The sequence below is a fragment of the Falsiroseomonas bella genome (genome assembly GCF_003173615.1).
Classification (GTDB): Bacteria; Pseudomonadota; Alphaproteobacteria; order Acetobacterales; family Acetobacteraceae; genus Falsiroseomonas; species Falsiroseomonas bella.
In genome coordinates this window covers 568852-584014 of the sequence record NZ_QGNA01000001.1, presented here as the reverse complement: position 1 = coordinate 584014, position 15163 = coordinate 568852, and the positions used below count along the sequence as shown (strand labels likewise).

The 15163-nt window shown below is 70.9% G+C and carries 11 protein-coding genes; 9 read left to right on the top strand and 2 right to left on the bottom strand.

Annotated features, from left to right (window positions below; genetic code table 11):
* Positions 1 to 30: 30 nt before the first annotated feature.
* The 3 genes from DFH01_RS02640 (at position 31) to DFH01_RS02630 (ending at position 1829) form a co-directional block, all read left to right on the top strand.
* A complete protein-coding gene (locus tag DFH01_RS02640) occupies positions 31 to 480 on the top strand; it encodes a MarR family transcriptional regulator (protein WP_109868836.1) in 450 nt (149 codons plus the stop codon).
* A gap of 68 nt (positions 481 to 548) precedes the next feature.
* Entirely contained in the window at positions 549 to 1634 is a 1086-nt protein-coding gene (locus DFH01_RS02635) for a malate/lactate/ureidoglycolate dehydrogenase (protein ID WP_109868835.1), read from the top strand.
* Positions 1635 to 1646: 12 nt separating this feature from the next.
* Positions 1647 to 1829: a hypothetical protein gene (locus DFH01_RS02630; protein ID WP_109868834.1), complete on the top strand. Its 183-nt coding sequence runs from the start codon at positions 1647 to 1649 to the stop codon at positions 1827 to 1829.
* 45 nt (positions 1830 to 1874) lie between these two features.
* On the opposite strand, the gene DFH01_RS02625 is transcribed toward DFH01_RS02630, so the two are convergent.
* Positions 1875 to 2738, bottom strand: a complete 864-nt coding sequence (locus DFH01_RS02625; protein ID WP_109868833.1) for a calcium-binding protein — start codon at positions 2736 to 2738, stop codon at positions 1875 to 1877.
* A 161-nt stretch (positions 2739 to 2899) separates the two neighbouring features.
* Between DFH01_RS02625 and DFH01_RS02620 the strand changes: the two genes are divergently transcribed.
* The 6 genes from DFH01_RS02620 (at position 2900) to DFH01_RS02595 (ending at position 9644) form a co-directional block, all read left to right on the top strand.
* The gene (locus DFH01_RS02620) at positions 2900 to 4489 is read left to right on the top strand and encodes a GMC family oxidoreductase (protein WP_109868832.1); all 1590 of its coding nucleotides are present in this window, start codon (positions 2900 to 2902) and stop codon (positions 4487 to 4489) included.
* A gap of 18 nt (positions 4490 to 4507) precedes the next feature.
* Positions 4508 to 5248 (top strand): SDR family NAD(P)-dependent oxidoreductase, encoded by a 741-nt coding sequence (locus tag DFH01_RS02615; protein ID WP_109868831.1) that lies wholly within the window; start codon positions 4508 to 4510, stop codon positions 5246 to 5248.
* A gap of 108 nt (positions 5249 to 5356) precedes the next feature.
* The gene (locus DFH01_RS02610) at positions 5357 to 5680 is read left to right on the top strand and encodes a hypothetical protein (RefSeq protein WP_146216978.1); all 324 of its coding nucleotides are present in this window, start codon (positions 5357 to 5359) and stop codon (positions 5678 to 5680) included.
* Between the two features lie 89 nt (positions 5681 to 5769).
* Complete coding sequence (locus tag DFH01_RS02605; RefSeq protein WP_158287591.1) at positions 5770 to 6876, top strand: helix-turn-helix domain-containing protein; 1107 nt, start codon at positions 5770 to 5772, stop codon at positions 6874 to 6876.
* Positions 6877 to 7020: 144 nt separating this feature from the next.
* Positions 7021 to 8517: a calcium-binding protein gene (locus DFH01_RS02600; protein ID WP_109868828.1), complete on the top strand. Its 1497-nt coding sequence runs from the start codon at positions 7021 to 7023 to the stop codon at positions 8515 to 8517.
* 143 nt (positions 8518 to 8660) lie between these two features.
* Positions 8661 to 9644, top strand: a complete 984-nt coding sequence (locus DFH01_RS02595) for a tripartite tricarboxylate transporter substrate-binding protein (RefSeq protein WP_109868827.1) — start codon at positions 8661 to 8663, stop codon at positions 9642 to 9644.
* 243 nt (positions 9645 to 9887) lie between these two features.
* On the opposite strand, the gene DFH01_RS28960 is transcribed toward DFH01_RS02595, so the two are convergent.
* The gene (locus DFH01_RS28960; RefSeq protein WP_109868826.1) at positions 9888 to 15149 is read right to left on the bottom strand and encodes a cadherin-like domain-containing protein; all 5262 of its coding nucleotides are present in this window, start codon (positions 15147 to 15149) and stop codon (positions 9888 to 9890) included.
* Positions 15150 to 15163 lie beyond the last annotated feature (14 nt).

The window sequence follows — 15163 nt, the reverse complement described above, 5'->3', positions numbered from 1 at the left end:
CCCTTCACCGGGCCGCCATCCCCGGATCTGATGGTCCGTGCCGCTGCGCTGAGCGAGATGTATGCCCTGGCCCAGCGCCGCGGCATGATCGCCATTCGCGTGGTCGGTCAGCCGAGCGTGCGGTCCCGCGAGGTGACCTGGTGCGTGGCCGAGGCGCTGAATGCCTCCTTCCACGGCCGTCGGCTCACCCACAAGGACCTGGCCGCGCTGGCCAGCGGCGTGATCAGCCCCGCCACCGTCACCAGGGCGCTGGACCGCGCCGAGCTGCGGGGCCTCGTCACGCGCCGCCCCTCCGCGGAGGATGCGCGCGTCCTGCTGATCGAGCCGACCGCCGCCGCGGTGGACCATCTGCTCCGCCACGCCGAGGAGGGCTATGCCGAGCTCGCCGCCGCGGCGCTGGAAGCCGAGCGCCGGCTGGCCGCCCTGCGCCAGATGACGCAGGAAGGCAGCGCGGCCCTGGCGCAGGCCACGACGCGCTGACCCGCCCGTCTTGCCGCGCCCGCCCCGCGGCATGATGCTCGGCGCCGTCAGTCCGCACGGAACACGCCATGCCCGTTGATCAGGTCCTCGTCGAGGCGAAGAAGCTCGACGCCTATGTTGCCGCCATCTTCCGCGCCATCGGCTGCGATGCCGCCGAAGCCGGCCGCATCTCCTCCCATCTGCTCGGTGCCAACCTCGCCGGCCATGACAGCCACGGCGTCGCCCGCGTGCCGCGCTATGTCGAATGGTGCGAGGCGGGCTACGTGCTGAAGGGCCAGACGGCGGAGGTCGTGACCGATGGCGGCTGCTTCGCCCTGCTCGACGGAAAGTTCGGCTTCGGCCAGACCGTGACGCCGCAGGCGGTGGATCTCGGCATCGCGCGCGCGCAGCAGCACGGCATCGCGGTGGTGGGCCTGCGCAATGCCGGCCATATCGGCCGCGTCGGCGACTATGCCGAGACCGCGATCCGCGCCGGGCTGATCTCGGTGCACTTCGTGAACGTCGCGGGCAGCGTGCTGGTCGCGCCCTTCGGCGCCACGGATCGCCGCTTCTCCACCGCGCCCTTCAGCGTCGGCGTGCCGCTGCCCGGCCGTCCGCTGGTGCTGGATTTCGCGACCTCGCTGGTCGCCGAGGGCAAGGTCATGGTCGCCTCGAATGGCGGCAAGGCGTTGCCGCCCGATGCGCTGATCGAGCCGGATGGGCGCCTGTCGGGCGATCCGCACACGCTCTACGGCCCCTATGAGAAGGTCGGCCCGCGCGACGTCACCAAGGGCAGCGGCGCGATCCGCGCCTTCGGCGAGCACAAGGGATCCGGCCTCGCCTTCATGTGCGAGATGCTCGGCGGCGCGCTGACCGGCGGCGGCACCTCCGGCCCGATCAGCGAACGCACGCGCATCGCCAACGGCATGCTGAGCTTCTACGTCTCGCCGCGGCATTTCGGCACCGAGGCAGAGTTCCACGCCTCCGGCCGCGCCTATGTGGACTGGGTGCTGGCCGCGAACCGCGCCGACCCGGATCAGCCGGTGCTGGCGCCGGGCGACAAGGAGGCGACGACGCGGGCCGACCGCCTCGCCAACGGCGTGCCGCTGCAGCCCGACACCTGGGAGGGCATCCGCCAGGTGGCGCGGCGGCTCGGCGTGGTGGAGCCGAACTGACGGCGCGACAGCGTGGATCCGCTGACGCGCCTGCTGATCCGGCTGGCGCAGTGGCACCGCAATCCGCCCTCGCGCCGGTGGGTGCGGATCGCGGTGGTCACGCTGGTCCTCGTTGCCGTCGTCGTGGCGATCGAGAAGCTGGTCGGCTGGCCCGACTGGCTGAGCGCCGAGCGGGTGCCGATCCGGCGCATGTGACGGCGCGTCGGAAGGGGCGGCACGGCGTGCCGCCCGCCGACCTCCTCAGCCGAAGGAGAAGTCGTCGCTGGTGATCGTCGCGGGCGCGACGCCGATCAGCCGCACGCTGGCGAAGTCCGCCCCGATCCCCCAGCTCACGAGCGCGCCGCCCGCGCCGTCGCCGCGGATCGTCAGGTCGCCAAAATCGTCCACGCCGGGGACGTCGCGAATCTCGAACTTGTCGTTGGTCACCGAGAAGTCGGTGATCACGTCGCGGCCCGAACCGCGCCCGAAGTAGAAGGTGTCGTCGCCCGCGCCGCCCGTCATGGTGTCGTTGCCGGCGCCGCCGATCAGCTCGTCCGCGCTCAGCCCGCCATCCAGCCGGTCCGCGCCGATCCCGCCATCCAGCGTGTCGTCGCCGTCGCCGCCGAAGGCGCGGTCGTTGCCGCCATCGCCGCGGATCAGGTCGTTGCCGCCCTCGCCATACATCAGGTCGGCGCCGTTGCCGCCGAGGATGGTGTCGTTGTCCGCACCGGCATAGGCGACGTCGTTGCCGTTGCCGCCCAGGATCGAATCATTGCCCTCGCCGCTGCGCATCGTGTCGTTGCCGTCGCCGCCGTTCAGCGTGTCGTTGCCGTGGTCGTCGAGCAGCAGGTCGTTGCCGGCCTCGCCGAACAGCCCGTCATTGCCGAGGTTGCCCACCACGCGGTCATCGCCGATGCCGGCGAGGACCGTGTCGTCGCCGTCCCCGGCATCCACCGTGTCGGCGCCGCTGCCTGCCAGGATGGTGTCGTTCCCCGTCTCGCCGAACAGCCGGTCGTTGCCGTCGCGGCCCTCGATGCGGTCATTGCCCGACCGGCCGCGGATCACGTCCGCGACGGCGGTGCCGAGCAGGATGTCGTCGTCCTCGGTGCCGAAGAGGTTTGCCATCTGAGATCTCCCGTTCTGCGCGCCGCTGCTGGCCCGCCGCCTCCCGAACGACAGGACGGCCGCCCCTATTCCCGGGCGCGCGCGAATTCCTCCGCCCTGTTCTCCGCCGCTGGACAGGCGAGGCGCCCGGCGCAAGGCTGGCGCCCAGGGAAGGGGAACGCATGCAGCCGGTCGAAGCGGACATCATCGTCGTCGGCGGCGGATCCGCCGGCTGCATCGTCGCCGCGCGGATGTCGGAGGATCCCGGCACGCGCGTGCTGCTGCTGGAAGCCGGCCCGCCCGATTCCAGCCCCTGGGTCGCGCTGCCCGCCGGCTATGCGCGCCTGTTCGGCAGCCAGGTCTACGACCCGAAGTTCAACACCGAGCCGGTGCCGGCGCTGAACGACCGCGCCATTCACTGGCCGCGCGGTCGCGTGCTTGGCGGCTCGGGCAGCGTCAACGGCCTGGTGTTCCTGCGCGGCTCCCCGCATGACTACGACCGCTGGGCGCAGGCCGGGGCCCGCGGCTGGTCCTATGAGGATTGCGCCCCCGCCTTCCGCCGCATGGAGACCTGGCTCGGCCCGCCCTCGCCCGAGCGCGGCGACAGCGGACCGATCCGGGTGATGGCGCCGCGGCGCATGGCGCGCGCCACCCAGGCCTTCGTGGACGCCGCCGCCGCCGCCGGCATAAGGCGCCACCGCGACGTCAACGACGGCAGCAGCATTGAGGGCGTCGGCCCGGTGCAGCTCAACGTGGATGGCCGTTTCCGGTCTTCCTCCGCGCGCACCTATCTGCGCCCGGCGATGAAGCGCCCGAATCTCGAGGTGCGCACCGGCATCCAGGCGCATCGCCTGCTCTTCGAGGGCAATCGCTGCGTCGGCGTCGCCACGGCGCAGGGGACGTTCCGCGCGCGGCGCTGCGTCGTCGCCTCCTGCGGCGCGCTGGAGACGCCGAAGCTGCTCATGCTGTCGGGGATCGGCGACGGTGCGGCGCTGCAGGCGATGGGCCTGCCCGTCGTCGTGCACAGCCCGGATGTCGGGCGCAACCTGCAGGACCACCTGATCGCCAAGTTCATCTGGCGCGTGAAGCCCTGCGGCACGCTGAACGAGATCCTGGCGAGCAAGGTGAAGCAGGCGGCGATGGGGCTCGACTGGTTGCTGCGCAAGGCCGGGCCGATGGCGGTCGGCGCCGGGGAGGCCAGCGCCTTCGTCCGCGTGACGCCGGGCGCCGAGGAAGCGGAGGCGCAGCTTCTCTTCATCAACTTCGCCACCTTCGACTACCGCCAGGGCCTCACGCCCTTCCCGGGGCTGATGCTGAACTACGGCGCCTGCCGCCCGGACAGCCGCGGCACGCTGACGCTGCGCAGCCCGGACCCCGCCGATCCGCCGGTGATCCGGCCGAACTACCTGGATCATCCGAACGACCTGCGCGTGATGCTCGGCGCCGCCGCCATCTGTCGCGACATCGCCCGCCAGGCGCCGCTGCGCGACCTGATCGAGGAGGAACTGCGCCCGGGGCCCGAGGCCACGACGGATGCTGCGATCGAGGCCAACATCCGCGCCACCGCGAGCACGGTCTTCCACCCCTGCGGCACCGCCCGGATGGGCAGCGACGACCGCGCCGTGCTCGACCCCGAGCTCCGTGTGCGCGGGGTGGAGGGGCTGCGCGTGGCCGATGCCAGCGTCTTCCCCTTGATCCCATCCCCGAATATCCAGCCGGCCGCCCTGATGGTAGGCGAGCGCTGCGCGGAGTTCCTGCGCCGCGCCGCCTGAAGGCCGGAGAGAAAAGACATGTCCGCTCGCAAGACCGCGCTGATCACCGGCGCCGGCCGCAACATCGGCCGCGCCGTCGCGCTGCACCTGGCCCGGGACGGGCTGAACGTGGTGATCAACGGCGCGACCGACCGTGCCGCCGCCGAGTCCGTCGCGGCGGAAGCCCGCGCCCTCGGCGCCGAAGCGCTGGTGGTCATGGGCGATGTCGGCAGCCGCGCGGAATGCGCCCGCATCGCACAGGAAGCGATCGCTGCCTTCGGCGCGGTGCAGGTGCTGGTCAACAACGCCGCGCTGCGCCCCGCCAAGCCCTTCCTGGAGACGACGGAGGAGGATTGGCGCCGCATCATGGCGGTGGATGTCGAGGCGGCGATCTGGCTCTCCCAGGCCTGCCTGCCGGGCATGGTGGCCGCGGGCTTCGGGCGCATCGTCAACTTCACCGGCATGAACGCCATCCACGGCTATTCCGGCCGCGCGCCGGTCTCGGTGGCGAAGCACGGGCTCTGGGGGCTGACCAAGTCGCTGGCGAAGGAGTTCGCGAAGCAGGGGGTGACGGTGAACGCCATCTCGCCCGGGCCCATCGCGGCCGATGACGACGTGCCGGGCGTGACGAACAGCCGCTCGGGCTATGTCGCGAAGGTCCCGATGGGCCGCATGGGCACGCCGGCCGAGATCGCAACCGTGGTAGGCATGCTGGTGAGCGAGGGCGGCGCCTATGTCACCGGTCAGATGATTCAGGTGAATGGCGGGGCGGAGACCTGAAGCGGCTTATCCAATCCGTTACAAGAAGAAAGTTTTCTACGCCTTGCGGAGCTGGCTGGTGGGGCCGATCTTGCCGTCCTGAAGGACCCTCCCAAGGATGGAATGGGCTTGGACTCCATCACGCATATCCTGGCCGACCTGCTCGCCGGCATGGACGCCCAGGAGGTGATGCTCTGGCGCCGCGCCGTGCCGGCGCCCGCAGAACTCCTGTGCCGCGTCGGCCGCCCCGCCGACGGGGCGTTGCCGTTCCCCGACGTGGAGAACGGGTTCGCGGGAACGCGCTTCACGGAACAAGGCCATCTCGCGCTGGCCGCCCTGGATGCGCCCGGAGGGCTTTTGGTCATCGCCGCCCGCCGCGATGCCCCGTTCGGTGACAGGGATGCGAAGGCGTTGCGAAGCGTGCTGCACGCCCTGGCCGTCTCAAAAATATAATCTGAAATCGGTAACGTCGAATCGTTTTGTATTACCAACCTGTGTTGCGCATCCATTGCGCCGGCAGAATGCATGCTGGGGCAGGTGGCGTGGAACCTCAGATCGTCGCGGAGGATGGGCCGGGCGGGATCGCGGCCATCCAAGCCTGTATCGCGGACCTGGCAGCAGGACTCGGGTTCCGCGCCGCCTTCCTTCTTATCCGGGCCGGACGCGACGCCTCCGTCCTCGCTGCCTGCGGCCTGACGGAAGACGCGGCTGCGGCCTACGCCACCCACTGGCATCGCCTCGATCCATGGGTGGCGGCCCTTCCGGCCGGCCGGGGCAGCCGGGCCCTGCGCGGCGAGGAACTGGTGGCGCCTCGGCTGCTGCGCCAATCGAGCTTCCATGCCGGCTGGCTTGCGCCCAACGGGTTCGGCTATGCGGGCTTTGCCGATGTCGCCGCATCCGGCGGCACAACCGCGCTTCTCTATGTGCTGCGGGGCGCGGAGGCAAAGCCTCTCGCCCGCCAGGACCTTCTGGTGCTGCGCGCCGTGGCTGGCGCGCTGGGTCTCGTCGTGCGGCGGTCCGACCTTTCCGCGGGCGCCGCCGCCGCGGCCGAGGTGATCGGCCGTGCGCCGACGCCCGTGGTGCTGCTCCTGCCTGACGGCACGGCCATCTGGAGCAACAGCGCGGCCGAAAGCCTCTGGGCGCCAGGAGGCCCGCTGCGGCGTGTCGGCCGCCGGGTCACTGACAGGTCCGGCAATCCGGCCTCCGGCTTCGCGCGCGCCCTGGCGTCGGCCGCCGCGCCGGGCGCCAAGCCGCATATCATCGGTCTGGCCGGCGGCGCGACGCCCATCCCGGCCCGGCTGCAGCCGGTGCAACTCGGCTCCGGCCGCACGGTCGTGCTGCTCGCGGCAGCGGTGCCGGCGAACGGGGTGCCCACGGTGGAAGCGGTCGCGGCCACGCTCGGCCTCACCCGGGCACAGGCCGAGGTCGCGGTGCTGCTTTGCCGCGGTCTGGAGACGGCTGCGATATCGGAGCGAATCGGCATCAGCCAGCACACGCTGAACGGGCATCTGCGCGACCTGTACGCCCGGCTCCGCGCGGCCAACCGGGTGCAGGCGGTGGTGCGCCTGCTCGGCGCTTCGGCGGCACTCTCCGTGTTTTCCGATGCGGAGGCCCCGCCCGCACCGGCAGAGGGCCACGCGCCAGGGTAGAAGAACTACCTTTCGCGGATTTCTTTCCCATCAATCCTCGGGGCGCGGCCTCCTGCGCCGAAACGGCACGATTCCTCCTGCGCGCCGGAGTGTCCGGACCGCGTGGGCGCCGGCCCATCGGCAATACTCGGCAGGAGACACGCCATGTTCGTCTTGAAGGTACCCGACAGCCTGAAGTTCGTCCTGGACGGCGACCCCCTCGTCAATGACAGCATCGATCTGTCCAACGGCTTCATCGATCCCGGCGAGGCCGACGCGGAGGTGCGCCCCGGCGTCGTCGTGCCGCTGCTGCTGCCGGTCGACCTGGATGCGGGCGGCGTCGGCCAGTTCCGCAAGGTCGTCATCAACGACCTCGGCGGGGACAACACGGTCCTCGCTGGCAACAGCGTCCTGCCGAACCTCTGGATCACCATGGGCAACGGCGACGACTTGATCGAGGGCGGCTGGAACAACGACAAGATCAACGCCGGCGACGGCGACAACACGGTGTCCGGCTTCGACGGCAACGACACCATCGTCGCGGGTTTCGGGAATGACCAGGTCGATGGCGGCGCCGGTAACGACGACATCGACGCGGGCGAGGGCGACAACGTCGTCAGCGGCGGCGCCGGCGACGACGGCATCACGACCGGCGACGGCGACGACGTGGTCAATGGCGGCGCGGGCAACGACGTCATCGACGCGGGCGACGGCAACAACGTTGTCAACGGCGAGGACGGCGACGATGACATCACGACCGGCGACGGCGCCGACGTGGTCACCGGCGGCGCCGGCAACGACGTTATCGCCACCGGCGGCGGAGACGACGTCGCCAACGGAAATGCCGGCAACGACGTGATGGACGGCGGCGCCGGCAACGACGTGCTCGCCGGCGACGACGGCGACGACGTGGTCAACGGCAGCGCCGGCAACGACCAGATGGACGGCGGGCGCGGCAACGACCTGATGGCCGGTGGTGACGACAACGACACGGTCGACGGCGGCGCCCAGCACGACACCGTCCTCGGCGAGGCGGGCAATGACGACCTGGCCGGCCAGGCCGGCAACGACGTGGTGGATGGCGGCGAGGGCGACGACCTCGTCGAGGGCAATGCGGGCGCCGACACCGTGATGGGCGGCGACGGCGACGACACCGTCGATGGCGCCGACGGCAACGACAGCATTGTCGGTGGCGCCGGCGACGACCTGATGATGGACGGCATCGGCCGCGACCGGATCGACATGACCGGGGGCGACGACAGCGTCATGAACACCAACGACGGTGAGCGCGACGTCTTCTTCTGGGGCAACGCCGGCAGCATGGTGCGGGCCGCCCGCAGCAGCGACGACTACTGCGGAGAATTCGACTCCATCGAGTTCTTCGACGTCCGCGGCGCGCGCAACAACGACGTGTTCGACCTGCGCAGCTTCGGCAAGGACAAGGTCCTGGAGGTCTATGGCGGCGGCGAGGGCGAGGCCGGCTCCTTCGCGGTCTACGACAGCAAGCAGGACTACTACGACGGCAAGTACCTCCTGCTCGTCGAGTGGAACGAGCAGGTCGGCGCCGGGCCGATCAACATCGGCACCAACGCGAACAGCGACATCGTGATCAAGACCGGCTGGACGGTCTACAACACGGTGGCCGGCGACACCTTCATCTGACCGTCGCACCGCTGCGGCGGAACGGGGGCGGGCCTTCGGGCCCGCCCCTTTTCGTGCCTCCCCGGCGCCTGCCCGTCGCAGAAGGCTTGCGGTGCGCGCCTCCAGGGCGAAACTGTTCCGCAGATCGTCCCGGAGGGAGTTCCATGACCCGTCTTGCGCGCCGTCCGCTGTTGCACCTGGCGCTCGGGGCCTTGGCCGCACGCGGTGCACCGGCCCAGGCGCAGACGCCCGCCTACCCCACGCGGCCCGTCACGATGATCGTGGGCTTCGCGCCAGGCGGGCCGGCCGACACCATCGCCCGCCTCATCGCGCCCGCGCTCGGCGCCGATCTCGGCCAGACGGTGGTGGTGGAGAACGTGTCCGGCGCCGGCGGCTCGATCGGGCAGGGGCGCGTCGCGGCCGCCCGGCCGGACGGGTATACGATCCTGTTCGGCAGCCTGGCCCAGGCGACCATCCCGACCCTCTACCCACGCCTGAGCTTCGATCCGACGGCGATGGAGCCGATCGGCATGATCAACGAGGTGCCGATGTCCATCATCGCCCGCCGCGACTTCCCCGCGAACACGCTGGCGGAGCTGGTCGCGGTGGTGCGGCGGGAGGGGACGAAGCTCAACCTGGGCAATTCCGGCGTCGGCGGCACCAGCCATCTCTGCAGCCTGTTGCTGCAGCAGGCGATCGGCACGCAGGTGACGCTGGTGCCCTATCGCGGCACCGGGCCTGCGATGAACGACCTGCTGGCGGGCCGCCTCGACCTCGGCTGCGACCAGACGACGAACAACTCCGAGCAGATCCGCTCGGGCGCCGTCCGCGGCTATGCGATCACCACCGATCAGCGCGTCTCCGCCCTGCCCGACACGCCGACCACGGCGGAGGCCGGGCTGCCCGCGATGCGCATGTCCGGCTGGAACATGCTGTTCGCACCCCCCGGCACGCCGCGCCCCATCGTGGAGCGGCTGAACCGGGCGCTTCTCGGCATGCTGGGGGATGAGGCGGTCCGGCGCCGCATGGTGGAACTCGGGAGCCTGCCCGCCAGCGGCGAGCGCACCACGCCGGAGGGGGCGAAGGCCTTCTGGCAGGCCGAGATCGCGCGCTGGAAGCCGCTGCTGGAGGCCTCTGGGGGGACCTGAGCGGCGGGGTAGGCTACCCCGCCGGACCCCGCCGGGCTTGCGATACCCGCCGCAAGCGCGTCATGCGAAAGCATGCCTTCGGCATGACGAGCCAAGCGCAGCGCCGGCGCCTGAGGGCATGAAGGTCAAACCTTCATGCGCCCGGTCTCATGCAAGCGGCGCGGAGCGCCCCGGCGATCAGACGGCCGGAACGCGCAGGCGTTCCAGCCCTCCGGCGAGAGGGGCCGAAGCGGGACCGTCGAGTCACGGGGTGACGATCCAATCCGACTGCGCGAACACGACATAGGCCGAGCCGGGATCGGGCAGGGGGGACGTGAAGCTGATCTGCCCGATCAGCACTTCGCCACGGCCGTCGCCATTCATGTCGCCGGCCGAGCCGACAGCCCAGCCGACCCCGTCGCCCGGTGCGGCGCCGATGAACTTCACGCCATGGCCGTTCTGCGCCAGCCCCGAAAGCGTGATCGTATCCAGATCGTCCTGGCCCCAGACGAGATAGGCCGCGCCAGCGAAGTCGCCGCCCGCGTCGTTGTACGGGGAGCCGATCAGGATGTCGGACCTGCCGTCGCCGTTCATGTCGCCCGCGTCGGCCACGGAGAAGCCGGCGAAGTCATAAGCGGCCTCCCCCTGGATGCGGAAGCCCGCGAAAGGCGCCGTGCCGGCCAGGTCGATCTCGACCGGCGCGGAATCCGCCTTGCCCCACACGACGAAGGCCCCGCCCACATCCTCGGCATGCGCATCGGCGAAGGGCGAGCCGAGCAGGATCTCCTCCAGCCCGTCGCCATTGATGTCGCCGAGGGAGGAGACATACACCGAGGCGCTCCACGCGCCCTGGCCGCCCAGGGTGATGGCGAAGCCGCCATTGCCCGTGGCGACCGCGGCGAGGTCCACCGCGCCGCCATCCGCCTTGCCCCAGACGACATAGGCCCGCCCCAGCGCCTCGTCGCCCTGCGTCCAGGCTTCGCTGCCGATCAGGATCTCGCGCAGCCCGTCGCCGTTCAGGTCCGCGATCGAAGTCAGCGATTGCAGGATGCGCTGGCCGCCATCCTCGCCGGTGATGACGAAGCCGCCCGTGCCCGCGGTGACGTCGGCGAGGGCGACCGGATCGCCATCCGCCTTGCCCCAGACGACATGCACGAGGCCCGGGCTTTCGCCCCCGTTGTTGCTGCCGCGGGAGGTGATGGCGAAGTCCGGCAGCCCGTCGCCGTTGAGGTCGCCGACGGCTCGCACGACATCGCCGGCCAACTGGCCGTCGCTGCCGATCACCTTGAACCCGCCCGTGCCGGCGGCGACGTCGTCCAGGTTCACCGCCGTGCTGTCGGCCTGCCCCCAGACCACATAGGCCGCGCCATTGCGCCCCGTGCCGGTCGGATCGAGCGACAGCGCGCTGATGAGCATCTCGGGCAGCCCGTCACCGTTCATGTCTCCGATCGCGGAGACCGATGTGCCGGCCAGATCCTGACCCGTCTCGCCGATGATCGCGAAGCCGCCCTGGCCGGCTGCGACGTTCTCCAGCGGCACCGCGGCGCCGTCCGCCTTGCCGAACACCACATAGGCGGCGCCGGCCTCGACGCCGCCCGCGCTGTTGCGCGGTGCGCCGACGATCAGGTCCGACCGGCCGTCACCATTCAGGTCGCCGACGGTGGCGAGCGCCACGCCGAGGCCGTCCGCCGTGACATCCTCGTCGCCGAGCATGCGGAAGCCGCCCATGCCGGCGGCGATGTCGGCAAGGAAGACAGGCGGCGGGCCGGCGGACGGCACGAAGATGTTGACCGCGATGGTGCGGCTGGCGCCGCCGTCGAGAAGCGTGACGGTCAGAGTCTCGGTCACCAAGTCGCCTGGCAGCAGCGCCTGGGAAGCCTGCGTCGTCGGATCGTAGGTAAAGCTCCAGGCGCCGGAATACGGATCGAAGCCGAAGCTGCCGTACGGCCCGGACACATCGGCCGGATCTGCGTCCGCGAACCACATGCCGAAGTCGGCATCCTCGATGAGGAGCTCGCCTTGGGCGAAGGCCCAGGGGTTGGACGCATCGATACGGGCCGTCAGCGATCCGGTGATGGTGCCAGGATCGTTGACGCCGACCAGCGTGATGCCGGCGGTGACCGTGGCTTCCAGGCCGCCGGCGTCGCGGATCGTGTAGGCGATGTCGAAGGTCGCCCCCTCCCGCTCCCACAGCGTCCGGTAGAAGTCGTCCGTCTCGAGCAGGACGCGACCGTTCTGCAGCGTCACCTCCGGCATGATGCTGTCCGGCGGGGTCGGATCCCACGCGAAGGTCACCTCCCCGACGCCGACGATCTCAAGCGGCTGGGCTTCGGGATCGCTGTCGTTCGCGAGCAAGGCATCCGTGATGTCGATGACCCCGAGCACTTCGCCGGGTTCTGTCGCGCGGTAGAAGAGGAAATCCGCCTCCGCCACGGGCGGCGCATTGCCGCGCAGCTCGACCACGATCTCGGCCTCGGCGCTGCCGTCGAGGGAGGTGATGCGCAGCCTGTCCTGCAGCGTCTCATCCGGCGCGAGCGCCAGCACATCCGCGTTCTCGCCATCCAGCAGATACGTCCACTCGCCGGTCGCGACATCGAAGGTGAACTGGCCGTAGCTGCCGGACAGGCCCGAAGGCAGCGTGAAGACGGCCTCGCCGATATCGGGATCGGCGATGGTCGCGCGACCGCCGACCTGCGGGCCGGCGAGGCTGGCAGCGGCGGCAAGATCGCCGCCGATCGTCGCGTCGTCGGCGGTGCCGGCGATGCTGAGCCAGCCTGTTGCACGGCTCTCGAAGCCGGCCTGGTCGAAGATCGTGTAGGCGAAGGTGAATTCCGCCGTCTGGCCTAGCGCCATGGCGCCGAAGAAGGCGCTGTCCAAGGTGAGCGTCTGGCTGCCGTCATCGCCCTGCAGGAACACGGCCGGCTCGGATCCGAAGACATCGAACCGCGCATCCCAGCCGCCGAGAGGCGAGGTGACGCCGAGCAGCACGACATCGGTCACCCACTTGATCCTGAGCGGCGAGCCGTCGGGGTCGCGGTCGTTCGCGAGAAGCGTGCCGCTGACCTCCACCGGCGCGAAGCCCTGGTTCGGATCCGGTGAGCCGAACACAAGGCCATCCGGCGCGGCGATGGGCGTGAAGAAGTCGGTCGGCATCTCGTGGACGAAGATGAAGACGTCCGCGGTGGGGAGCCAGGGTCCGAAGTCGCTTTCGAAACGGATGACGTCGCCGCCGATCTGCCAGGTCCCGCCGCCCAGGTCGATCGCTGGCGCGCCGCCGTAGCCGACGAGGAAGACGTTGTCGCGCGGGAGGGTGACGAAGATGTCGCTGTAGCCAAAGCCGTCGACGTTCCGCAGCACGTCGCCATTCGCCTCGCCGGCCACCAGGACGAAGACCTCCTGCTGGTTGCTTTGCCCGCCCTCGAAGGTGTCGGCGCCGGCGCCGCCGTAGAGCACGTTCAGCCCGGCGCCGCCGCCGAGCCTGTCGTCGCCGTCGCCGCCGGAGAGGATGTCGTCCGCGTCGCCGCCGGTGATCTGGTCGTTGCCGGCGCCGCCATCGGCGACCAGCCGCACCGGCGGCGTGCCGGCAAGCAGCGCGCCGTTGATCACGTCGTCGCCGTCTCCGCCATCCACCCGCACCGTGTTCGGCGATACCCCGACCGATGCGAGGTCGCCCGAGATGACGACGTTGTCGCTGCCGTCGGTGCCGCGCAGGACGATCTCCTCGATGGAGGTGGCCGTCACGCCGGAGCCCGGGCCGGTCTGCACGACGAGCCTGCCCCCCGCCGCGGTGATGGTGACCGCGTTCGCGACGACGACCAGCGTGTCCCGGCCGTCGCCGCCATCCACGCTGTCCTGGCCCTCGCCCGCGCGGTGCAGGATGGCGTCGTCGCCGCCCCCGGCATCCACACTGTCGTTGCCGAGGCCGGGGTCGATCAGCTGCGCGGCCGCACTCGGCGCCACCGTGTCGTCCGCGTCGCTGCCCGGTGCGAGCGCGCCCCCGAGCACGACGAGCGTGACCGTGCGCTCCGCGGAGAGCGCCGCGTCTTCGTCCATGGCGACATAGCTGAAGGAGACCACTTCGGAGCCGCCCGCCGGCAGAGCGGCGAAGTCCTCGCCAGGGTCGAAGGTGAAGGTGCCGCCCGGAAACAGCGTGACGCGGCCCTTGGCCGGCCCTGAGGTCATCTCGAAATCGAGCGCGCCCGGCTCGGCATCGTAGGCCGGGAAAGCCCAGGACGATGCGCTGCCGCCGGGCGCCATCACGATCAGGTCGGCTGCCACGGGCGCGTCGTTCACGCCGGTCAGCGTCAGCGTCGCCGTCGCCGTGTCCTCCAGCCCGCCGGCGTCGCGCACCGTGTAGGTGAAGGTCACGTCCAGCGTCTGGCCTTCGCCGAGCGCGCGATAGGCAGCGGCATCGGCGGTATAGGCGACGACGCCGTCCACCAGGGATACGAAGCCGGAGGAAGCCGGCCCGACTGCGACGACCTGCAGCGGCAGGCCTTCCGGATCGACGTCGTTCGAGAGCAGCGCGGCCGTGACGTCGGCGCCGCCCGGCGTTGCACCGAAGGCGTCGTCGCGTGCATCGGGTGCACGGTTGACGATCGTCTCCTCCGCGTCGCGCGTCTCCAGGATCAGGTCGTCCGCCGACCAGCCGATGGCATTCCCCACCACGGAGCCGAGCGTCAGCGCAGCCCCGCCAGCCTCCGCGAAGGCGGCGAGGAATGCCGCGGCCTCGATCGCCGCATCGCCGACCAGCACCTGGCCGGCGTCGAACAGGATGCGCACCCGGGTGCCGTCCGCGACGTCGCGGATCAGCACCTCGCCGGCCGATCCGTCCTGCACGAAGCCGCCCTGCGCCGCGTCATTGGTGTCGCGGATCGTGCGGCCGTCGCTGTCGAGAGCGATGGTGGTCGCGCCGGCGTTCAGCACGCGAACGGTGAAGCTCGCCTCTGCCAGCATGCGGCCGCCGGCCAGCGTGAAGGTGATGCTTTCTCCGTCGTTCAGGCGGGTGGCGTTGCCGCCCGGATCCCATCCCGAGCCGCCGATCAGCCCGAAGCCCAGCCCATTCGAGAAGGTGACGTAGTTCCCCGTCCCGCCGCCCTCCGTGATCGCCGCGGCGAGGACCGCACCATTCGCGCGGCCATGGCCGCTGATCCGGACGGGGTCCTCTTCTCCGAGCGCCCCGGTCAGGTCGGTGACCCGGGTTCCGCCCGTGACATCGGCGATGTTGTGCGCAACGACGCCTTCGCCGACCTGCAGGTCGCCGACCAGGGTGACGTCCGGACGCGGTGCGTTCGGCGCGTCCACCACGCCGTCCGACAGGTCTATGCCGAGCGTCGCGATCTGCTCGGTCGTGCCGATGAACGCCAGAAGCTGCTGGGCGGTGACCTGGTCGGTATCGAATTCGCCCGAGGCGAGGCGCCGCGTGAAGAAATCGGAAGCCTCGTCGAGCACGCCGATCTGCTCGCCCGTGACGGGGTCGAGAAAGTCCACCGCGCGCGTGCCGAACCAGATGGTCTGACGAGCCATGAGCGCCTCGATGC